Origin of the sequence: Calothrix sp. PCC 6303 (assembly GCF_000317435.1) — a bacterium.
Taxonomy (GTDB): domain Bacteria; phylum Cyanobacteriota; class Cyanobacteriia; order Cyanobacteriales; family Nostocaceae; genus PCC-6303.
The window spans coordinates 3,274,670-3,297,707 of the sequence record NC_019751.1 but is presented as its reverse complement, the minus strand read 5'-3'; the positions used below and the strand labels follow the sequence as shown (position 1 = coordinate 3,297,707).

General features: G+C 42.2%; 17 protein-coding genes and 1 pseudogene. 7 read left to right on the top strand and 11 right to left on the bottom strand.

Annotated features, from left to right (window positions below; all coding sequences use genetic code 11):
• Positions 1-94: 94 nt before the first annotated feature.
• Positions 95-1,861, bottom strand: coding sequence for an ABC transporter ATP-binding protein/permease (locus CAL6303_RS13625; RefSeq protein WP_015198386.1), 1,767 nt, complete (start codon positions 1,859-1,861; stop codon positions 95-97).
• A 274-nt stretch (positions 1,862-2,135) separates the two neighbouring features.
• Here CAL6303_RS13625 and CAL6303_RS31155 point away from each other — a divergent pair, with 274 nt between their 5' ends.
• A complete protein-coding gene (locus CAL6303_RS31155; protein WP_015196004.1) occupies positions 2,136-3,305 on the top strand; it encodes a transposase in 1,170 nt (389 codons plus the stop codon).
• Positions 3,306-3,374: 69 nt separating this feature from the next.
• Here CAL6303_RS31155 and CAL6303_RS13610 read toward each other — a convergent pair whose 3' ends face one another.
• From CAL6303_RS13610 to CAL6303_RS28520, 9 genes are all read right to left on the bottom strand, one after another.
• On the bottom strand, positions 3,375-4,496 hold the full coding sequence (locus tag CAL6303_RS13610) for an Acg family FMN-binding oxidoreductase (RefSeq protein ID WP_041740552.1): 1,122 nt from the start codon (positions 4,494-4,496) through the stop codon (positions 3,375-3,377).
• 11 nt (positions 4,497-4,507) lie between these two features.
• Positions 4,508-7,177, bottom strand: a complete 2,670-nt coding sequence (mgtA, locus tag CAL6303_RS13605) for a magnesium-translocating P-type ATPase (protein ID WP_015198384.1) — start codon at positions 7,175-7,177, stop codon at positions 4,508-4,510.
• 282 nt (positions 7,178-7,459) lie between these two features.
• On the bottom strand, positions 7,460-8,191 hold the full coding sequence (locus tag CAL6303_RS13600) for a ZIP family metal transporter (protein WP_015198383.1): 732 nt from the start codon (positions 8,189-8,191) through the stop codon (positions 7,460-7,462).
• Positions 8,192-8,325: 134 nt separating this feature from the next.
• On the bottom strand, positions 8,326-9,438 hold the full coding sequence (locus CAL6303_RS13595) for a ferrochelatase (protein WP_015198382.1): 1,113 nt from the start codon (positions 9,436-9,438) through the stop codon (positions 8,326-8,328).
• A gap of 105 nt (positions 9,439-9,543) precedes the next feature.
• Positions 9,544-9,870 carry a hypothetical protein gene (locus CAL6303_RS13590; RefSeq protein ID WP_015198381.1) on the bottom strand — a complete coding sequence of 109 codons (327 nt, stop codon included), beginning with the start codon at positions 9,868-9,870 and terminating at the stop codon, positions 9,544-9,546.
• A 299-nt stretch (positions 9,871-10,169) separates the two neighbouring features.
• Positions 10,170-10,592 (bottom strand): HdeD family acid-resistance protein, encoded by a 423-nt coding sequence (locus CAL6303_RS13585; protein WP_203225951.1) that lies wholly within the window; start codon positions 10,590-10,592, stop codon positions 10,170-10,172.
• A gap of 142 nt (positions 10,593-10,734) precedes the next feature.
• Positions 10,735-11,151 carry a YggT family protein gene (locus CAL6303_RS13580; protein ID WP_015198380.1) on the bottom strand — a complete coding sequence of 139 codons (417 nt, stop codon included), beginning with the start codon at positions 11,149-11,151 and terminating at the stop codon, positions 10,735-10,737.
• A gap of 218 nt (positions 11,152-11,369) precedes the next feature.
• On the bottom strand, positions 11,370-13,403 hold the full coding sequence (locus CAL6303_RS28525; protein ID WP_015198379.1) for a pentapeptide repeat-containing protein: 2,034 nt from the start codon (positions 13,401-13,403) through the stop codon (positions 11,370-11,372).
• A gap of 122 nt (positions 13,404-13,525) precedes the next feature.
• The gene (locus CAL6303_RS28520; protein ID WP_051036672.1) at positions 13,526-14,062 is read right to left on the bottom strand and encodes a hypothetical protein; all 537 of its coding nucleotides are present in this window, start codon (positions 14,060-14,062) and stop codon (positions 13,526-13,528) included.
• A gap of 90 nt (positions 14,063-14,152) precedes the next feature.
• Between CAL6303_RS28520 and CAL6303_RS29280 the strand changes: the two are divergent.
• The 6 genes and pseudogenes from CAL6303_RS29280 to CAL6303_RS29270 all read left to right on the top strand — a co-directional run bounded on the left by CAL6303_RS29280 (position 14,153) and on the right by CAL6303_RS29270 (position 21,363).
• Positions 14,153-15,207, top strand: a pseudogene (locus CAL6303_RS29280) (IS630 family transposase).
• Positions 15,208-15,248: 41 nt separating this feature from the next.
• Entirely contained in the window at positions 15,249-15,467 is a 219-nt protein-coding gene (locus CAL6303_RS13555) for a hypothetical protein (RefSeq protein WP_238993816.1), read from the top strand.
• Positions 15,460-16,566, top strand: coding sequence for a HigA family addiction module antitoxin (locus tag CAL6303_RS13550; RefSeq protein WP_015198378.1), 1,107 nt, complete (start codon positions 15,460-15,462; stop codon positions 16,564-16,566). The genes CAL6303_RS13555 and CAL6303_RS13550 overlap by 8 nt, the downstream gene beginning before the upstream one ends.
• A 7-nt stretch (positions 16,567-16,573) precedes the next feature.
• Positions 16,574-17,791, top strand: coding sequence for a restriction endonuclease subunit S (locus tag CAL6303_RS29275; protein ID WP_015198377.1), 1,218 nt, complete (start codon positions 16,574-16,576; stop codon positions 17,789-17,791).
• Complete coding sequence (locus tag CAL6303_RS13535) at positions 17,784-20,747, top strand: type I restriction endonuclease subunit R (protein ID WP_015198376.1); 2,964 nt, start codon at positions 17,784-17,786, stop codon at positions 20,745-20,747. The genes CAL6303_RS29275 and CAL6303_RS13535 overlap by 8 nt, the downstream gene beginning before the upstream one ends.
• Positions 20,748-21,132: 385 nt before the next feature.
• Positions 21,133-21,363 (top strand): hypothetical protein, encoded by a 231-nt coding sequence (locus CAL6303_RS29270; RefSeq protein WP_203225950.1) that lies wholly within the window; start codon positions 21,133-21,135, stop codon positions 21,361-21,363.
• Positions 21,364-21,646: 283 nt separating this feature from the next.
• On the opposite strand, the gene CAL6303_RS13530 is transcribed toward CAL6303_RS29270, so the two are convergent.
• Entirely contained in the window at positions 21,647-23,023 is a 1,377-nt protein-coding gene (locus CAL6303_RS13530) for a DNA cytosine methyltransferase (protein ID WP_015198375.1), read from the bottom strand.
• Positions 23,024-23,038 lie beyond the last annotated feature (15 nt).

Genomic DNA, 23,038 nt, shown 5'->3' with positions numbered 1-23,038 from the left:
ACCTCTCAAAGGTGAGTTATTCTGTCGTGGGTACACCATAAATTTTCATAATCCAGCAGCTTCAAAGCATCTGGTTGGCGGTGCTGAAATGAATTTACGTCTCCTTGGCAAGATTATTAGAAGTCACAGTAGGCAAAGAGTTTGAGGTTGTTAAAGACCATGTTCTATCAGTAGTAAAGTCTAAAATAGACTGATGATAATTGCTGAGACTTTCTCGATGTCCAACACTCAAAAATGTCATACCAGAGTCTTTTAGTTGTTGATATAAATATTTTTCATTCTGAGGATCGAGGGCGCTAGTGGCTTCATCCAAAATGGCGTATTTAGGTTTATTGAGCAGTAAACGCGCAAAAATTAGCCGCTGCTGTTCTCCTAAAGACAATACCTGTGTCCAGTTTTGTTCGGTATTGAATCCACCATGAGTTTGCTCTAGATTGGGTAAATTTACCTGAATCAAAATTTGCCTCAGTTCTGCATCTTCCACTGACCTATCGATATTTGGGTACAGCAGTTGATCCCGTAAAGTCCCTAAAATCATGTAAGGTCGCTGCGATAAAAATAGTATTTCTGTCAGTGGTGGGCGTAAAATTATACCTGTACCGGCATCCCACAATCCGATGATTGCCCTCAGCAAGGAACTTTTGCCACAGCCGCTAGGTCCTCTCACCAACAAACCCTCACCTGTTAATAGTTTTACAGATAGGTTCTCAATCAAAATTCTTTGATAGTTAGGGGTTTGGAGTGTGATATTTTCTAATGCTAAACAATTTTCCAGAGGAGAGGGTGCATCAGTGGCAATTTCAGTTTTGATGGTTGGCTGTTCAGTACCATCAGGCTGGTTCACAGTTGAGTCGGTAGTCTCCAAAAACTCTAAAAAACTGTATAAACGTTCAACACCTGCGCCAAAATTAGCTAGGGACTGAAAGCGTGAGACAATTAGGTTGAGGGAGAAAAAGACCCGGATGAAAGCTCCTTGTGCCTCGGTGACTTTACCAACTTCTAACTCACCAGCAAAAATGCCAGGTGCCACGACAATGGCAGGGAGAATAAAGGGAATAAATTCATAGGCATTAGTTAATATATTGAGATTTAGTTCCCAAAAAATTAAGCGTTTGAAGTTGTCAAAAACTTCTGAGAATTTGCCTCGAATTCGATCAGATTCGTACTGCTCTCCCTGGTAGAATGCGATCGCTTCCGCGTTCTCTCGTACTCGCACCAAGCTAAACCGGAAATCAGCCTCTTTTTTCAGCCGTTCAAAGTTAAGTCGCATTAAGGGCTTGCCAAATACCCCAACTGTTGTCAAGGTGCCAACCAGGGCATAGAACACCAAAAACCAGATTAACGGTTGAGAAATACCCCACAGCACGCTGCTAAAAGCACCAATCGCTAACAATGAATCAACTACTGCCAACAGCAATGCTAGGGACTCATAGGTAAAGCTTTTGACATCTTCAGTAATCCGTTGATCGGGATTATCAATTTCGGCATGGTCATAATTTAGATTATAAAATGCTCGATTTTGGAAATAGCGATCGCTAAAATAGTTTGTCTGCCATTGCCGCCATTGTAAGCCCAAGCGATCGCGTAAATAAACATAGCCTGCATAGAGTGGGGCATAAATAACTAATGTCCCTGTAAACACCAGAATCGTTTGCCAAAATCTCGCTTCATCTTGGGCAGATAGTGCCGAGATTAGCACGCCTCGCTTGTTGTTGAGCAACACACTCAGCCCGGTGTAGCCCAAAGACAGCAGAATGACTAACAGCAGTAGTCCGCGTGCATACCATTTTTCATCGCTCGACCAGTAAGATTTAGCGATCGCCCAAAACTTTTTAAGTATAATTAAGTTAAATCGTTGCATTAATTATGAACCATACAAAGTTAATCAGCTATTCAAGATAAACTCAGAACAGCATTGAAACTGCAAAACTCCCAATAAACGTCAATATAGACCAATTTGTATGTTGAGTTTGATATACTTCAGGAATAGTTTTTTAGCGATACCTACGGCGGGCGGAGCCATCGCCCTGACTGCCTGACAGAACTCTGAAAAGCCTAGCAAAATCAAGGATTTTAGTAAAAAAGGTCGAGAGACATGAGATGGTAAAGTTACCAGACTTCTACCAAAAAATACCATGTCAAACTCAACCCAACTTTATAGTCAGGTATTAGGATACTTACGTCAATACAGTACCTACCGTGATTTGCGTCATTTAAAAACTCTTGCTTGGATGATTAATGGGCTGATATGTAGTGGTCAGTTAAGTTTGAGCGCATGGGAACCATATGTAGACAGTTATGCCAAACAAGCTCAAAGCTACGAGCGCAGGTGGCATAGATTCCTTGAAAATATAAGGATTAACGTTGAAAAAATATACTTGCCATTGGCATTGTTGGCACTCAAAGACTGGGAAAAACATCGATTGTATTTGGCATTAGATACAACTATGCTTTGGAATCGTTTCTGCATGATTCACATCTCAGTGGTGTGTTGTGGGCGAGCAATCCCTTTATTGTGGAGAGTATTGGAACATAACAGTGCAACGGTTGCATTTAAGGAATACGAGGTGATGCTACGTAAAGCTAGGTGGTTACTACGCCGTGATTCCGATATTATGATACTTGCAGATAGGGGCTTTGCAAATCATGATTTCTTGAGTTGGTTGCAAAAAAGCAATTGGCATTACTGTATACGTATCCCAAGTGATACATGCTTGCATGGAGTTAGACGTTACCCAACACATGTAAAATCAATTTATCCAAATCGAGGACAAGCAGCTTTTTATCGTAACGTTGGACTGTGGCAAGATTGCCTAATTCGCTGTAATTTGGTAGTCGCCTATCCAGAAGTGGTATCCGAGCATTGGGCAGTTGTTACAGACGAAGAGCCAGCTTTAAAAACATTGCATGAGTATGCTTTGAGGTTCTGCGTAGAGGAACTATTTCTGGACAGTAAATCAGGTGCATTTGAACTCGAAGATTCTCGCATTCGTGATGCCGAATCTTTGGAGAGATTGTATTTGATTGCCGCCTTAGCTTTACTTTACAGTACAACCCACGGCATGGCTGTACAAATTGCTGGTTTACGTACTTGTGTTGACCCCCACTGGAATCGTGGTTTAAGTTATCTCAAGATTGGTTTGCGCTGGCTCAAAGGTGTTATTCACAAGGGACGACAATTACTCACCCCAATTCCTTTGTTATCACAAGATCCTCAACCAAGTTTTGCCTCCAATAAAGCTCGTCAAGATGACAATCTCGGAATATGCTTTTCTCGAATTTACTCCTTTAATTCCTGGGTTTGACTGCTTTTCAAACAAATCTGTCAGGCAGTCAGGCCATCGCCCTCTACCGAAATCAGAGTTAGTTTAGTTTCACTTTCTATTGCGTATAAATTCATCAACGGGTCGTCTAAGTGAAACCGACGGCGGATAATTCTTCAAATAACCTGTACGTAAGATAAATTGAATATTTTCGTCAATCCCAATGGATTGATTCAGCGTTTGCCGCGTTGATACTTCTTCCAATATCTGTGTCATCGGATGAATAGCGATATTTTTTTCTCGCACTTTTAGGAAAAGTCGCTGCATTTTTCGACCAGTTTCGAGCAATGTAGCTACTGAATTATCCCTGCTGGTGATTAAAATCCAACCTGCTGATTCTGATACTTCCTTTTTAATCTTATCAATACCTGTCTCTCTAAAATCATTTTTCATCACATTATCTTTGTTGTAAAAATTCCGCACTATCCAGCCAGAAATTCCTTCTATTTCCATACCTGCCGTTGTCAGCCCATCACGATGTTTATCAGCATCTTTACTAGAGAATCTGATCCAGTCGGCTAATTCTTGCTGCGCTGGGTTGCGGTAGGCTTGAAGGCGGTTAGCAACGATAGTTTGTTCGTTTATAAATTGACTTTTTTTGCTGGTGGCAGGTAGATAATGAATAAATTGTGGTTCTGAATTTATAAGATATTTTAGATCTTCTTTTTCTAATACATCACTTAAAAAATTGGAGCGAACCGTTCGACGGCTTTTAATTTTTGCAATATCAAAAGTATTTTTTAACTCTTCTTTAATCAGCTTTACTTCCATTACTTGTTCATCTTGATTCGTTTTAGCTAGTAAATTATAATTGCAGCCGTAGCCAAAGGAACCAGCGGCATATTCCAGATTTTGAATGAACGTGCCAATTGATAAAATTGTTTCTCTCTGAGTTGGATCAACAGCAGGTAACCATTTACTTTTATCGTTGCCGATAATCCAATGATAAGGTTCAAGATATTGGACAAACCACGGCTGTGTATTGTGACCACTTGGCGCAAGCGAGGCGAGAAATAAAATCTCTTTTTCGTCCGGCTTAAGAATTTTGTTGTTATCATCTGCTGGTTTTATATCCGCCCTGACAAGATTACTTTTATCGCTGAACAAATAAGTTGTTGTACCTACTGCAATTGTTGTCCCAGCAGCAATGGTGATGAATTTTTTTCTGTTCATAATGAGCATTTTTAGGTATAACCATATTTCTTGATGAACCAAGTTTTGACAAATTGAGTTAATACGCAATAGCAAGTCAGAATGGCAGCTAACCAGAGAAAGTAAACGGCTGGCAAGGGAACAAACCCTAAACTAGACGCGATTGGAGAAAATGGTAGATACATGCCGACTCCCATCACGGTGGCGGTGATCAGCAGCATGGGTAAAGAAGCCCAACTCTGGAAAAAAGGTATTTTAGCCGTGCGAATGACATGGACAATCAGTGTTTGAGTCATCAGGCTTTCTACAAACCAACCCGTTTGGAACAAAGCTTGATTGTCTACAGAGGTTGCTCCAAAGACAAACCACATTAGGGCATAGGTGGCATAGTCAAAAATGGAGCTAATCGGACCAATGAAGATCATAAATCGCCGAATATTACCAATTTTCCACTTCGGCGGCTTTACCAGGTCTTCTGGATCTACATGGTCGAAGGGGATGCCCGTTTGTGAAAAGTCGTAAAGGAGATTATTGATCAAGATCTGCACGGGCTGCATCGGTAAAAATGGCAGAATCGCACTGGCACCTAAGACGCTAAACATATTGCCAAAGTTAGAGCTAGTGCTCATTCTGATATATTTGATAATGTTGGCAAAAGTCTGGCGACCTACGATTACCCCAGATTCCAAGACCAATAAGTTTTTTTCTAGCAAAATAATGTCTGCCGACTCTTTGGCAATATCGGCTGCCGTATCCACTGAGATGCCTACATCTGCTTCCCGTAAAGCGGCTGCATCATTAATGCCATCTCCCATATATCCCACAATGCTGCCTTTTTTCCGCAGCACCTGAATCACTTTGGCTTTTTGGGTTGGCGAGAATTTGGCAAAAATGGTTGTGGTTACAGCAACTTTGGCTAATTCCTCATCCGATAAAGATTCAATATCGCTCCCTAATAGGACGTTTTGGACAGGCAGGCTCACATCTTTACAGATTTTACGAGTAATGATGTCATTGTCCCCGGTCAAAATTTTTACTTCGACTCCATTACGCTTAAGTGCTTTAATTGCTTGAGCAGCTGACTCTTTGGGCGGATCGAGAAACGCAATGTTACCCAACAGCACCAAATCACTTTCATCGGCTACGGCGTAATGTGCTTGCTCTGGTGGCATCACTTTGTATGCCACTGCGATAACTCTTAACCCGTCGGAATTTAGTTTTTGTTGTAAGTCAGCAACCTTAGTATGGACTGACTCATCCATCGGCAAAACCTTGTTATTGACTTTGAGTTGGGTACAGACTTTGAGGACTTCTTCAACTGCGCCTTTGCAAATTAGGACGTGCTGTTTTCCCATTTCTTCGACGACAACAGACATGCGACGACGCACAAAGTCAAAGGGAATTTCATCAAATTTCTGGTAGTTTTTCTCAATATCTAAAGCTTCAAGTTCTTGGCTGTGATTGAGAACGGCGACATCTAATAAATTTTTTAAGCCAGTTTGGTAAAAGCTATTGAGATAAGCATATTTGAGGACATCTGTACTTTCTTGACCGTAGGGATCTAAGTGCCTCTGTAAAACGATTTTATCTTGGGTTAAAGTGCCTGTTTTGTCAGTACAGAGAATATTCATGGAGCCAAAGTCTTGAATCGCATCGATGTTTTTGACAATCACCTTTTTGTCAGACATAGCGATCGCTCCCTTTGCCAAATTTGCCGTGACAATCACAGGCAGCATTTCTGGGGCAAGCCCCACTGCAACCGATAACCCAAATGTGAACGCCTCGATCCAATTGTGTTTAAATATGCCATTAATCAGAAAGACGAGGGGAGCCATGATCATCATAAAGCGCAATAGCAGCATAGTTACGCCATTCACCCCTTTGTCAAAACTGGTTCGCACTCTGCGTCCGCTGACGGTTTTAGCCAGTGATGCCAGATAAGTATGACTCCCCGTTTCTACAACAACGGCGGTTGCAGAACCGCTGACTACCGCAGTTCCCATGAAACAGAGATTGATTAGTTCCAGTGGATTTTTCTCTTTATCATCCGGGAGGTCTACGTGTTTTTCAGCGGGTAGAGACTCTCCGGTGAGGGTAGATTGACTAAGGAATAAATCGTTCACGGCAATCAGCCTAACATCAGCGGGAATCATATCTCCGGCTGAAAGAAAGATGATGTCACCTGGTACTAGCAGCTTCACTGCAATTTCTTTTCCGGCTGTTATTCCCTGCTTCGGCGCAGCATCTTTAATAGCATCCTTGCGACTCACCGTTGCTGTTGCGCTGACCATTTCCCGCAGCTTCTCGGCGGCTTTGTTCGACTGAAATTCTTGTGAAAACCGCAGCAACCCGCCAAAAATTACCATGGTAGTAATAATCACAGCGGCTGTCGCACTTCCTGTTAATAGTGAAACGATCGCTAGAACAATGAGTAAAAGCGAGAGAGGATTCGTCACTGTTTTTAGCAGTTGGATATACCACGCGATCGCTTTTTCACGGGCGATCTCATTCAGCCCAGACTTGTTTAATCGCCGCTTGGCTTCAGCCTCATTCAGCCCCTCCAGAGAAGTATCCAATAAGTGCAGAACCTCATCAACATCACTCTGGGCGATATCAAAGAGCGCTTTGGATGAATTTACAGATGTGCCAGATTCAGGTTTAGGTTGTTTAGATGAATTGGCAGTCTGGCTTAACGTTTTCATAAAAATAATGCTATTTGGATTATTGAATTTGGGATTTATGGTTTTTTGTTAGTTAACGATCAGAAAATGAAGAGGACAAAACCCAGCAAAATCAAGACTTCCTGTAAACCACCTAAAATTCAACAAATAACTCCACCCCCGACGAGTAAGAGAAAAATCGGATATTGAATGCGATCCCAAGCGATCGCCCAAAGGTTGTACACCTGCTACGCAAACAACTAGAGAAACCAGAATTCATTTTTCCTCTGAAATAAAAATAGGTCAATCCTAGAATAAAGACAGCTATTCAAGATAAGCTGAGAACAGCATCGAAAGTGCAAAACTTCCAATAAAAGTCAACATAGACCAGTTTGTATCTTGAGTTTGATGGGCTTCTGGAATAATTTCTTCAGCGATCGCCACCATCAACGCACCTGTTGTAAAAGCCAGCACAATAAGCTTGGGTAGATCAGTCTGTCCGCGCAATCCCCAATAACCCAGGGTTGTTCCCAACCAAACCGGGATAATAAAGGCAGCAAGTAACAAAAGTCGCTGTGTGCGCGGCATTTTCTGACTCTTAAACGCCGCATTGGTCACAAATCCTTCGGGAATGTGAGCCACAACCCTCGCTGATGCCAACACTACCCCTAAATGAGGCGAGATCGTCAAACTGGTGCCAATCATTAAGCCGTCACCAAATAAGTCGATTGCAATGCTCAGAAAAATCGCTAAACTCACGGTATTAATATCTATACCGCGTAGTCGATTCTTACTTAACTTTAGAAGCTCATTAACCCATATAAAAAACGCTCCACCTAAAAATAATGCTAGGATCGTCGCCCAAACAGGTTTAGCGATTAGGACTCTAGGTATGAGTTCGCTAGATGCGATCGCTAACAACACCCCAGCCGTAGCGTGCAGCGCAAGCCCTAATGTTTGCTTTGATGTCGGCAAGGTTTCAGCAATCATTGCGCCAATGAAGTTACTGACAACGGGCAGAGCTGATAGTGTTAGAGCAAATAGAAATTCCTGCATAGATCAGGCTCCGCTAGTCGTAACATAATCTTTGATGCTTGATAGATTGTGATGAAAGGCAAAAATACGAGTATTTTTTTATGCAAATTTTCTTAAGTAAATCCCACACTATGGTTTTTAAGCTATTTCAAAGTTCAGTCAAAATCAAGTCTTCTAGTTTGGATCTGCTCGTGGTGTTGCGGCACTGACAGCATGGCTTCAATATCAGGATTTGCCCATTCTGCTGCTATTTTCAGAAAATCAGGATCGTCATTAACACAGCCAAGTTTTGTGTAAGTCACCGTGGGATACTGACGCTGTAAATATTGAATTGCATCCTCCACATCAAGAATGGTTTCATAATTATCTGTCACCCAGCCAAGCGGTTTAAACACAATAACTTGCGCCCCTGCTGTAATCAAGCTTTTTGCAGCTTGTTTCAGATTAGGCTGTGACCATTTGATCAAAGGCATATCATGATTTACCCAACCGATGGAAACTAGGGGATATTGATGCTGCAACTGTGCTTGGACACCATCGTAAAGGGTTTGTCCATCAATTACCCCGGTTAACAGTCCTTGCGCTTTTTCTGGACCCCCGTGAACTGTTAATATAATGCCAATCTGAGACTCAATGAAACGACCAGCGAATAGCTGATTCAGAGTTTCCTTAGTCCGACGCACCAGCAAATCAATATAGGCAGGCTCAGTTGCAAAAGCTGAAATATATCGAATTGCTTTAAATGGATAATATTGAGGCTCATTCACAGATCCAGTTGCGGCAATAACTTCATTGACTTGCTCGACAGCTATTTTACCCGTGAATGCAGAATCGACTACAAGCATTGGATAAATCAGCAAATTCTCAAAACCTTGGTCAATGATATCTGCTACAACTTCTTGCACAAAGGGTTGACAGAAATAAAACCCTTTGAACACTTGCACCTGATTTCCCCATTGGTGTTGTAACTCTTTTTCAATACCAAGACGCTGTTTTTCAAAAATATCATTTTCGGGCGACATGAAATGATGATGCTTGACTCCAAAATTGTATAAATCTTGAAGTGCGAGAAACCAGCCAGCAAGAGGATATAGCCATTCTGGAATCGGCACAAACTGAGATGCAATGTACTTGGTTGCAGCTTGGTTATAAACACTCAAAGCGCGGTAAGATTGCACTTCACCATACCCTGCAAGCAAAACGGCAACACGTTCATTATTTTGCATTTCGACGGGCTGTGTTGCTTGAGATTGATGACTAATAATCATTGCTTTAAGCCTAAGTAATGGTTCATTTCATTCGTTATGAGTGGTTAGTGGTGGTCAGAACCCCGACTTTTTGAAAAAGTTGGGGTTCTCGCAACCCATCAATAACTAATGGGACAGATCAATAGATTGTTTTTGTTTTTTAGAAGTATGCTGCATATGAAACCACATATAAATTCCTGTAAAAAGTAACACGAGTAAGCCAATAGCATTCAGGAAGGGATAAATGAATTCTAAATTAAGTGCGCCAAAGTTTCCCTTGTGCCAATCTAATAACCAGTAAAACCCATCTTTTTTGCCTGCCAAATCAACGATCTGAAAAATAGTTCCTGTAATAGTTGTCAGCAATAAAGGCAACAACATGATGGGAGCAAGTATGCTGTGAAGATGGCTAATATATTGAAAATAGTGGCTATGATTTTTGGAGGTTGTCATAAAATAATTTCCTTGATGTGCGGGTTGATGAAAAATGAGTTTAGTTTAAAAAAATCACCACGAATTGAGTGCCTGCAACTGTGGCGTTTTTTCAATTGATGGGCTTCCATGCGTGTGCAATTCCATTGCCTAGACTTACTGTAAAGCGCGGCGCTGTCAGGAATGCAGAGTTAGCATCCAAACTCCATCGAATAAAAGATTGATTCCAATGAAAGTGCCAATCAGCCAAACTGCACTAAACGGAAAGTTAGACCAAATGAAAATACCGAAAATAACGCCGATGATTCCACTCACAAGCATTAATCCCCAGTTAGATGAAATCCGGCGCATTTGAAATGCGATTCTCCATATGGAGAGGCTTCGCCAACGCCACTTGAATCAGGCCTTGCACAAAAATGGTAATACCCAACACTAACCCCTTGAAACGGATTTACCACCAAGAAAATTCCAGATAGGAGATACAAAAGACCTAGAATCAGCTTCCCAATAACTTTACCTGCACCTCTTGATTGAAAAGCATAAGCAATTTGAGTAATTCCAGCAAAGATAAATATCCAGCCAAACAGTAAGGTTGAAGCAACGCCAGCAAAGAAAGGAAATACAATTGCAATGATGCCCAACACGATCATGAGAATAGCGATGCCTACGGCTACCAAGGGTATCGCGGTTGTCCACCCAGAACTAACAACTTGCTCATCAATTTCAGGCTCAATAACTCTCATGCTGATCTCCTGTTAAATTAACCTTCTAGGCAAAACTCATTTAGACGCTTTAATTAAAGCCTCAAGCTGGGCTCGCATAAAATCATCTTTAAATCTAAAAAAGTATTTGATTGATAAACATTGTGAAAGTTGTGATATAAATTTACGTTCTGTGATAGAAAATAAATCTGACTAGCGAAACAACAAGATAGCTTAAAAGAGCATAAACTACGATTGCAATCACAATATTGACATCAAATATCTTTGCCCCACTATCTAAAGTAGGACTAATGAATAAGGTAGAAAATGGAGCAATAAAAGGTTCAGATAGATTATTAATTAATCTCGCAAATTCATTTTGGGTGTTAGCCCCAAACAAACGTAGCAAGAACCTGATCCCCAGTAGCATTTCTAGCATTCCTGCCAGCCAGAAAATGCTATTAACTATCCAACTAAAGGTACTACTTCGTCTGGCAGTTCCCAGGCGTTTCTCCTCTTGATGAAGTCGAAAAGCCTCTTCATCATGTTGCAAATCTTGTTGCCGCTCAAGATTGGTTTCATCATGCTGATTGTGATTCATTCTTAGACCATTGATTTTTTGAATCTGGGAACTATTTAACTGAGTCGAGTTAGGAACTCTGCTTCTAGGATTAGTGTGATAGACAGTTGTTTGATTTCCTGAATGAATTGATTGAATATGTTATGAAACGTAGTCAAAATACATGAGTCCAGCATTTACGCATAAACCAATCAACGCAGCGGTGTAGTGATACTGGCTGCATCGCTTGAGATTAATGACTAATTATTTATTAATACCCCTTGGTTTTCGAGTTCTTTCTGTATTTCCATAGAAAGACCAGAAACGTTCGTAAACTTCGCGTTCTCTACTTTTACGTCAACAAAGTTAGCATCCTCAAGCTTAACTTCGTCTAGAGTTGCTCTACTCAAATCAGCACCAAAAAGATCAGCACCGCGCATTGTGACATTTGTGAAAATAGCTCGGTGTAAATTAGCATTGTATAGATTCGACTCATCTAAATTGGTGTCGTTTTTCATCTTTGTAGCAATCAAAATAGCTCCATGAAAATCTGCACCCACCAATTTGGCACCGCTAAATTGAGCCTCTGTTAAGTTGGCATGTGTAAAGTTGGCGTTACACAAATCTGGCTCATCTCTAAAAAGGGCTAGGGTTAAATTTGCACCATTCAGGTTAGCATTGCACAAATCGACTCTATTCAATATAGCCTCAATGAGGATAGCACCAACTAAATTCACATTACTGAGATTGGCACCACTTAAATCTGCATGACTCAGGTTTGCACCCTCTAAATTCGCATTGCTCAAGTCCGCATTGATTAGGCTCGCTTTGTTAAGGTTTGCCTTACTCAAGTTAGCATTGCTAAAATTCCTCCCATTTAAGTTATTTCCACTAAAATCTTGACCGATGAGATTTTGTCCACTGAAATTGATCTCATTCCAATTGGTTTTACTAACATCTTGACCGATGGGATTAAGAGTAGCACGGTTAATAGGGACAGGATTCAGCCTAAGTGAGGGTGAATCCTTTACAGGCTGGATTCTTCTCCCTGTAAGTTGTCCCTCCGTAAGAAGTTGATACCCATTCGTAATACACCTGTTAAATAATTGGTCGGCATCTTTTGCTGGTTCGATGTGTGTCAGTTCTGTTTTGCCAGAACTGGGTTCGATGTCGAGGGGTTTGAAGGCTCTCACTACAAAGACCGAACAGGGAGCATGACGAGTAACGTAGTTGCAAACGCTGCCCAACACCAGCTTTTTCAGTTCCCATTCACGGCGGTAGCCCAACACAATCAGGTCTGCTCCCGACTCCGTAGCTATTTCACAGATTACCTGACCTGGCAGAGCATCAGGTTGCAGCATGGATTCGGTGAAGTGTTCCTGCATTTTTGGGGCGGGCTTTTGTACAGGTTGGACAAGGATATTACGCTGTTTTGCTAAAGTAGTAAAAGCTGTTAACATCTGGGGATAGCCATGCTCAAATGGCGATGTAACATGGAGTAGGAACAGGGTCGGTGTTGCATCTTTGTCGGTAATATTGGGGCTGAGAGACTGCTTTGCCGCACGAATTCGTTCAGCCAGGTTCATAGCTTGGAGGAAGATATCTAGACTAGTGGGGGAGTCGTCGAGGGCAACCAGGATTTTGCGAATTTTCTGCACTTCTTTCAAATGCCAATCCACCAAAGCAACTGAACAGGGCGTATGGTGTAACACATAGGTGCTGACGCTATCAAAGTAGAGGCTACGCCATTCAGATGCTTTACCACGTCCCATCACAATCAGATCCGCATCCCATTCCTGAGCAGATTCGCAAATGATCAGACTCTGACTATCCAGCATACTCATGGCGCGAGTCTGGATGCCTTCATCCCTAGCTCTGGCAAGCAGATCTTGAATCGGTTTTTGCAGTTGGTATGTCAGTGGCATAGCCCAGGCACGCAAAGCATACAAGGTATTCTTCGCCTCATCATGAAGTTCAAATTCATGTAAACGCCCCTCTTCCCAATCTTTGAGTTCAGCCCCCGTACCAGCACTAAGATCAAGTCTAGCTATATGCCCGATCTCTCTCAAGTCCTCTGGGCTATAGAAGCGATCGCTTCCCGCTTCATGGCTGGGACGAATAGACATCCCATCCTCAGAACTTGCGATGTGCAACAGCACAACTTCAGCATTGAGTGCCTCTGCCAGATTCATGCTTTCTTCAAAAACCAGTCTATAGTCGGGTGCGTCTTTATGGGCAGCATCGGGGATATCAGAAGCACCTAATGGGACTAAAATTTTAATTTTCTTTAACATGGTTTTGCCTTCCATATAGGAGGATTCATACAAAATTTGTCTGTAACGTATCAAAAAAGGTGAGATCGATCTAGAAACAACACTCCATGAGGAGAGGACTTTATCGCACTGCTAGTTCTTATTCAATTCACCGTACTCTGTTGACCGCTTGTCATGCCTACCGCAACTACCTCTCCGGCACCATTTTTAGAAGCTTCTTCTGGCGAATGACCATTGTGAGTGGAGTTATCAGACTCTTCAGGTGAAGGAAATAGATCTGCTAAGTTGCAGATGCTCTTCCCTGGCCATCGAATAGGGACATCTTGCTCAATAAGAAATCTTTCTAAAGCTTGCTCTAACTCCGTTGGTCGAGTAACAGTAACACCACTGTCGCCAAATAGACTTTTTGCCTCTTCATAGTCGATCGCAAAGCTATGAGAAGGATAGCCAGTAATAAGGTGTTCCAAACTTCTCAATTCGTACATCTGCGGGTTTAAGAGCGTGCCATAATATCTAGCAACTTGTATTAATCTTTCCATTTCTCCCATCCGCATAGGCTCCATCTTTGCGGCAATTGGCTCGAATAATTTAGTGACAATCGAAGAAGTAAGTTCCTCTGCCGTTTGTAGGGAAATATTAGCCCCCGCTGCATCCCGGCTTGCTTTAATAACTCCACTCAAACAACTCTTGTAAGTAGGTAGGCAAGAAAAAACCAAACTATGTAAAGATAAGTAAATACGGAGAATGCATCTACCGAGGTGACTTAATATATGGGCGCTCGTTTAAGGATATTCTTGACTCGTGAGCAAGACAAAACCCTGTTACAGCTAAGAACTGCGGAAGTACCACAGAAAGTAAAAGATCGAGCAGAAATAATTAGGCTAAATGCACATGGCTGGTATGTAGAAAAAATAGCTGCTCACTTTAATTTGACTCAACAAACGGTAAGAGAGGTTTTACACAGCTGGAAAAACAAAGGTCTAGAAGGACTTTGGGAACTACCTGGTTGAGGGGGAAAGTCAAAATGGCAAGAAGAAGACATCATATTTTTGGAAGAATGCCTGAAAAACGAACCGCGTACATACAATAGCCTTCAACTCGCACAAAAATTAGAACGCGATCGCTCAATTAAACTGAGTCCCGACAGATTAAGGCGGGTGCTCAAAAAAAGGGGGTCAATTGGAAGCGAGCAAGGAAGAGTCACAAAGGCAAGCAAAACCCGATAGCACGAGCAAACAAACAAGCAGACCTAGATATGTTGGAATTATCTGCTGCGTCTGGAGAAATAGACCTAAAGTATCTAGATGAATCAGGATTTTGTGTATGGAGCGAACCAGGTTACACTTATTACTTCAAAGGTGAGCAAAAACGTTTAGAGCAAACCCAGCGTCGTGGACGGAGATTAAGTATTATCGGCTTTCTTCAACCTTTAATCAGCTTTGTTTACGGTCTGGTGATTGGTGCTGTTAGTCGTAAATCTTACATCGAGATGATGGAAATAGAAGCAACTGAAGCTCAAAGAACGGGGCGCATTAGGGTAATTGTGCAGGATAACGGATCGATACACCGATGTAAAGAAGTGCAAAAGCTATGGTCCAAGTGGGAAAACATGGGTTTGTACATCTTTTTTCTGCCCGCATACTGCTCCGAGATGAACCCAATTGAATTAGAGTGGCAGCACCTAAAAAAAGACGAACTACGTGGGCAAACATTTGATGACGAGTTAGACCTCGCTTACGCCGTGATTGATGGCGTTAAAGCTAGAGGGGAAAAAAGTAACTACAGTACAAGACGTATTAAATTTGACTCTAGTCGCTCTGGTTAAATTTTCGTTACATAGTTATAAATTTTCTCGCCCACCTACTTATGATCGGTGTTGCTAGTTGTGTCACAGAATTAGTTATAGGTCATCCCCATCCTTTAAAAGGAGACAGAGCAGGTGAATTTGCAGTAAACCTAGAAGGTGGTAAACGACTTGTATTTAAGCCAGATAACGATCCCATTCCTCTTAGTGAGGATGGAAGCATTGATTGGTCAAAGGTTACTGCTGTTTGTATTGTTTTCATTGGAGATTACCATGACTAAGACCAGCCGTCCTTTTGCTCCCGATTGGGTATCTTCCCCTGGTGATGCGATCGCTGAGTTTTTGGAAGAGCGTGATTGGACACAAGCACAGTTAGCAGAGCGTTTAGGTTACAGCACCAAATATATTAGCCAGTTAATTAATGGCAAAGCACCTCTTAATGAAGAAACTGCCCTGAAGTTAGAACGGGTTTTAGGGAGTACAGCAGCATTTTGGCTCAGGTATGAAGCCCAATATCGTGCTGCTTTAGCCAGGAAAGAAGAAGAAAGCCGCTTACAGGGATGGACATCTTGGTTAGATAAGTTGCCAGTTAAGGATTTGATGAACCAAGGTGTCATTCCCAAGTGCCGTTTAATCGCCAAGAATAAAGCTGATTTGGTAAAAAAGTTACTGCAATTTTTCGGTGTTGCTTCCCCGGAAGATTGGGAGAAATGCTACGCAAGTATGGAAGTTGCCTTTCGTCGCACCCGCGAAGAACAAAGTGATGTTGGTGCTATTTCTGCATGGTTGCGGTTGGGTGAAATAGAAGCAGAAAAACTGGACTGTCCTAAGTACAGTAAATCAAAGTTTGAAAGAGCGGTGCGGGAAATTCGCACGTTGACGGTGTTACCACCAGAGGAATTTGAATCAAAAATCCAAAAGTTGTGCTGGGAAGCGGGGGTTGTGCTGGTGTTAGTACCATCAATTCCCAAAGCACACGTCAGTGGTGTAGCACGGTGGTTAAATCCCCATAAGGCACTGATTCAGCTTTCGCTTTATGGTAAAACTAATGACCGCTTCTGGTTTAATTTCTTCCATGAAGCCGCACATATTTTGCTACATGATAAAGAGAATATTTTTCTGGATGAATGGAATAGTGGAGAAAGTTTAGAATCTGAGCCAGAACGGGAAGCTGATGAATGGTCGCGGGATTTTTTAATACCACCTGAGTACGCAGAAGGGTTAACACAACTGAAATCTAAAAATGATGTTGCTGATTTTGCAGAACGTATTGGTATTCACCCTGGTATCGTTGTCGGAAGACTGCAACACGATCATATAATTGATCCCTCTTGGATGAATGGGTTTAAGGAGAGTTTTTGTTTGCAAGGGGTAGAATAAGTACAAGATGATACAAGCTGATACGTTAAAACCAGGGTGGAAATTGGTAAAGTTTGGGGATGTGGTGCGCCTCAGCAAAGAACGTGCTGCGAATCCAGAAGCGGAAGGTATTGAGCGATACGTGGGGCTTGAGCATATTGACCCTGATGATTTACGGATTCGGCGTTGGGGACTTGTAGCTGAGGGAATAACTTTTACTAGCAAATTTAAGCCAGGACAGGTTTTATTTGGTAAGCGTCGAGCATATCAGCGAAAGGTTGCTGTAGCTGATTTTGAGGGGGTTTGCTCTGGTGATATTTACGTATTTGAAAGTGCTAATCCGAAAGCTCTAATTCCTGAATTTTTACCGTTTATTTGTCAAACAGATCGTTTTTTTGAATACGCTGTAGGGACTTCAGCAGGGTCACTTTCACCGAGAACAAATTGGACAAGTCTTGCTAAATTTGAGTTTACTTTACCACCTCCAGAAGAACAGGAACAGTTAGCAAATGTATTAATAAATGCATCAAATACTTTGGAAAAATTATATCAACTGCATCATGATATCAAGATTCTTTTGCAATCATACATTGATTTTCAAACTAATGAGCAGTTAGCAAATATTGTAAAAATACAACAATTAATTGATGAAAAGATTATTGCTCCTCCGCAGGATGGTAATCATGGTGAAAAGCATCCCAAAGGTAAAGATTATGTGGAAATTGGCATTCCCTTTCTGATGGCTTCTGATGTTGTGGATGGAAAGATTAATTTTAATGAGTGTAAATATATATCAAAAGAGCTTGCTTTATCACTAAGAATTGGTTTTGCAAAAGAAGGAGATGTTTTACTGACGCATAAAGGAACAGTAGGAGAAACTGCGATTTTACATGGGATAAAAACTGAGTTTGTAATGCTCACACCGCAAGTTACTTACTACCGTATTCAAAAAGAGGAGCGGCTTTTAGCAAAGTATCTTTATCTTGTTTTTCGTTCTTCTTTCTTCCAAAGGCAGCTTGTATCATATAGCCGACAATCCACAAGATCATATATTGGAATCCAACGACAGCGAGAGCTTCAAATACCACTAACTCCATTTTCCATACAAGAAGTAGCTGTTGAGAAATTAGAACAATTAGAAAATACTTTATCTTCTGTGTCCCAAAGGATAGATGAAGCACAAGCTACTTTAAAGTATTTGCGAGAACTAATAACAAAAAGCAAGGGGATAGGTGTGAATGTTTAACGAAGCCAACACCGTCGAAGCCTTTATCCGTGATATCCTCTGCGGTAAAGTAACCCAAACTACACCACCTCAACCCGGTTTATCCCGCACAAACCGCAAAATCAACGGTGTCGGTTGGCACTACCTCCCCTCACAAAATATTCCCCGCCAACCTCAAGAAGTCTTCGTTGAAACCTTTGTCCGCGATGCCTTAATTCGCCTCAATCCCGAAATCGCCGCTAACCCCAACCGAGCCGAAGAAGTTCTCTACCGCTTACGGGCAATATTGCTGTCAGTCCGCAGTGATGGACTGATCCGCGCTAACGAAGAATTTACCACATGGTTACGGGGCGATCGCACTATGCCCTTTGGCACTAACTACGAACACACAACAGTCCGCCTCATCGACTTTGATAACCTAGAAAATAACCAATATATCCTCACCAGCCAATATACCTACCGCGCTGGTGCAGAATCACGCCGTGCAGATTTAGTTCTGTTGGTTAACGGCTTTCCCCTGGTGCTGATAGAAGCCAAAACCCCCGTGCGAAAAGCAGTAAGTTGGGTAGATGGAGCATTGCAGGTACATGACGATTATGAAAAATACGTCCCCGAATTATTTGCCTGTAACGTCTTCAGCGTCGCCACCGAAGGCAAAGAAATTCGCTACGGTTCCATCCGAATGCCGATGGAATTGTGGGGAACTTGGCGACTAGATGATGACACACCACCCAACAGCCTTGCTGGACTCAAACAAGCGATCGCATCCCTACATAACCCCTCTGTTGTTCTCGATATCCTCAATCACTTCACATTATTTGCCACCGACAAGAAAAAGCGCCGCATCAAAATCATCTGCCGCTATCAACAATACGAAGCTGTCAATAAGATTGTTGACCGTGTGTTGGCTGGTAGACCCAGAAAAGGGTTAATTTGGCATTTCCAAGGTTCGGGTAAATCGCTGTTAATGGTGTTTGCGGCTCAAAAAATGCGGTTACAAGCACGACTGCGTAACCCCACAGTCATCATTGTTGTCGATCGCCTGGATTTAGATGCCCAAATTAGTGCCACTTTCCACGCTTCCGATATACCCAACCTAGTTAAAGCCGAAACCCGCGCAGAATTAGAAAAGCTACTCAAACAGGACACCCGCAAAATTATCATTACCACCATCTTTAGATTTGGGGAAGCTGATGGTGTCCTCAACCCCCGTGAGAATATCATCGTGCTTGTAGATGAAGCCCACCGTACCCAAGAAGGTGACCTTGGTATTAAAATGCGGGCAGCATTACCAAATGCTTTTCTGTTTGGCTTTACAGGTACACCCATTAACCAAAGGGACAGAAACACCTTTTATGCTTTTGGTGCAGAAGAAGACGAACGCGGTTATATGAGTCGCTATGGTTTTGAAGAATCGCTCCGCGACAGGGCAACTTTACCCCTACACTTTGAACCACGTTTGCTGGAAATGCACATCGATCATGATGCGATCGACCAAGCGTATGCCGAGTTAACCGGGGGATTATCCGACCTCGATCGGGAAAACCTCGCCAAAGCAGCATCAAGAATGGCGGTACTGGTCAAAGCACCTGAGCGAATAGCAAATATTTGTGCCGACATTGCCCAACATTATCAAGAAAAAGTCGCTCCCAACGGCTTTAAAGCAATGGTTGTCACCTACGACCAAGAATGTTGCTTGTTGTACCAAGCCGAACTAGAAAAACACTTACCCAAGGAAGCGCTCGAAGTCATAATTTCCGCCACAGGTAAGGACGAACGCTTTAAACCCTATCAACGCACCCGCGATCAAGAAGAAAAACTCTTGGATCGATTCCGCGATCGCAGTGACCAGATGAAGATTTTGGTAGTCACAGCCAAGTTGCTGACGGGATTTGATGCACCCATCCTACAAGCGATGTATTTAGATAAACCCCTGAAAGCACACACCTTACTCCAAGCCATCTGTCGCACCAACCGCACCTACGGCAGCCAAAAAACCCACGGTTTAGTCGTAGATTATTTGGGTGTATTTGATGATGTTGCCCAAGCGCTAGAATTTGACGAGGAAGGTTTTCAACAAGTGGTATCTGGAATTGCCACCTTGAAAAACCAGCTACCAGGAGCAATACAAAAATGCCTTGTTTACTTTCTGGGAGTAGACCGTAGCTTAACAGGTTACGAAGGACTAATTGCAGCACAGGAATGTTTACCCAACAACGATACCCGCGATGCTTTTGCGGCAGATTACAGCCACCTCTCTAACCTGTGGGAAGCAATATCACCCGACCCGATTTTGCAACAGTACGAAGTTGATTACAAATGGCTGTCCCAAATATACGTCTCCGTACAACCGACAACAGGTATGGGTAGACTGATTTGGCACGCATTAGGAGCAAAAACCATCGAACTCATCCACGAAAATATTACCGTCGAAGCGGTACGCGATGATCTCGATGAAATAGTCCTCGATGCTGAACTATTAGAAGTAGTCCTCAATTCTCCCGATCCCCGCAAAAAATCCCAGGAAATCGAGATCAAAATTGCCAATCGTCTTCGCAAACATATCGGAAACCCCCGTTTTTTGGCATTATCCCAACGTTTAGAAGCAATCAAAGAACGTCACGAACAGGGGCAAATCTACAGCGTCACCTTTCTCAAAGAATTACTCGACCTTGCAAGAGATTTGCTGATAGCAGAGAAAGATACACCCGTCGAAAAAGACGAAGACAGAGGAAAAGCAGCACTAACCGAATTATTTACAGAAGTTCGCAACGACCAAACCCCGAAAATGGTGGAACGAATTGTCAATGATATCGATGAAATCGTGCGTTTGGTAAGGTTTCCTGGTTGGCAGCAAACTAGCGCAGGAGAAAGGGAAGTCAAACAAGCATTGCGGAAAACCCTGTTGAAATATGCCCTGCATCAGGATAAGGAGTTGTTTGGCAAGGCTTACGAGTATATAAGGCAGTATTACTAAATTGGCAGGGAGGGAAATAAGCGCGATCGCTTACCAGTAACCATGCTATATAATTAATAACTAGTTTTGTCGTTTAATCCGTATACTCACAGTTTGTAAAATTTGAACAAACTCTTCTTTTACAAAGATTCATGTAATTACTATACAGAAGTTCACAGTAATACTTTTTGCTTACAACCGACATTCCGCACCCTCAACTGTCACAATCGGTTTTTACCGATTTTCATAAGGGAATAAAGCCATGTAATATACCTAAGCTCCTTATATTAACGGATAAAGCGAACTTAAAAGGCATAATTTATAGCTTACAAAATAGAATAATCTAAGTGATTATGCTATGTGACACCCTAGGGTGCGGAATGTGGGTTACAAAAAATTAGCTGATATGGATAAAGCCGATAGAGTTCGAGCTTGTTACCAACATGCTTGCTTACGCCATGTCTCAAATGACCACATGACAAACTCATCATTACGAGAGCGTTTCTCGATAAAAGATGAAAATTATTCTATGGCTTCCCGTATTATTGCTGACACAATTAATGAAGACTTGATAAAACCTTACGATCCAGACAACACATCCAGAAAACACGCCAAGTATGTACCATTTTGGGCATGAGTACCTCCATCACCTGTGTATAATTCTTATGTGACTGTCATGTGACTGAGAAGGCGAAAATAGCAGTAGATTTCAAAATGTAAATATCTTAAAACCCTTACTAGAAAGGAGTTTATGCAGCTACTTCCCTTACGATTCTTATGTGACTGTTATGTTTACAGAGAAGCAGTACAGAAAAGTTAGATTGCCCAATTTAAAGTGTATTTGTACTAATACGCCGTGAAAAATACTGACGCAAGATTCATTGAGACATCTTTTTTCTTGGTTTAGTAGTTTGGTTGATTCAACCGAAATAAAACAAGCAGGATTCAGTAAAACAGTGAGCTAGGAAATCGCAGATTGATAAGCCGATATGAGATAACGGAGGCGATCGCTCGTTACCAACTTTGATATTTTCCCCATCAACCAAACCAAAAGCAAGGCAATTTAGTTTTCCTGGCTGTTGTCCCATTGAGTGAAAAATTGGCAAACCAACCGACGCTTCAAAGGTTTGTAAACCCAGCACATGGGTAAGCACAAAAGAATTTGTCCCCGTCGAACTTTGTTGCTGTTCTTCCAAATGCATCAACAGTTGAGATGCAATGGCATAAGCAAGCAAAGGAGGAACGCTATTCCCTATTGCCTTGTGAGCAGCCAGCTTACTTGCCCCGAAATCGAACCAATCAGGAAAACTATGTAATCTCGCGGCTTCACGAACCGTTATCACCCTCGCATGTTCATAGTGAATAGGACGCGCTGCCGTTCGATTACCACTCCCAGCACGCAATGTTGGGGAAAAACCATCGGACACTAATCGATAAGCCCAAGTAGTCGGTTCTTTCTCTCCGGGAACAGTATCACCATACTTCTTTTGAGTCGCTGCTGTGTGTGCTGTTGCTAGACATCCACTAATCAAATTTGAGGATTTTGAAAGTTCGGGGAAGATTTTGTCCAAATATTGGGCGTATTCACCCTTTTGGTTTAATTCCCAGGTGTCGGTTTGGGAATCGATAGGAAGGTGGGATAGGTCTGCGATAGCGTCAAAGACGCTGACCTTGCGGTTCGCATCCCCAATACTAAACCTCACTTCATTTTCAGTAGGTGCAGCAACCTCACCAAACCTCGACCCCACCCAGATAGCTCGTTGCCGTTTTTGGGGCACACCGAAATCGGATGCTGTGAGCAACCATTTGGATAGGATGTAGTGTTCTTCGATGAGAGCGATCGCATTCCCGGTAATCCCAGCAAACTTCTTCCACTCAATAGCTGGAACATTCTCCATCACGAACATTGACGGATTTAGTTCTATCACCAGATTGATAAATTTGAGGACTAATTGACTGCGATCGTCATCAAGTTTTTGCTTACCAGCAACCGAAAAGCCTTGACAGGGTGGACCGCCTATTACTGCGGCAATTTCTCCGTCCCAATCTTGATATTTATGTTGAATAATGTCCCTTATCTCAGTTGCTGTAATCTCCCCGATATCTTTACATAAAACTGTCGTATCAGGAAAATTATTTTGATATAATTCTAAAACTTTGGGGTTATTATCGATGGCGATCGCTATCTCAAAACCAGCACTTCGAGAAGCCTCAGTGACCACAGATTGGAACCCTAAATCAAGACCACCAATCCCACAAAATAAACTAACCACTAATTTCTTATTTTTTGACAACATAATTCAGTCAAATAA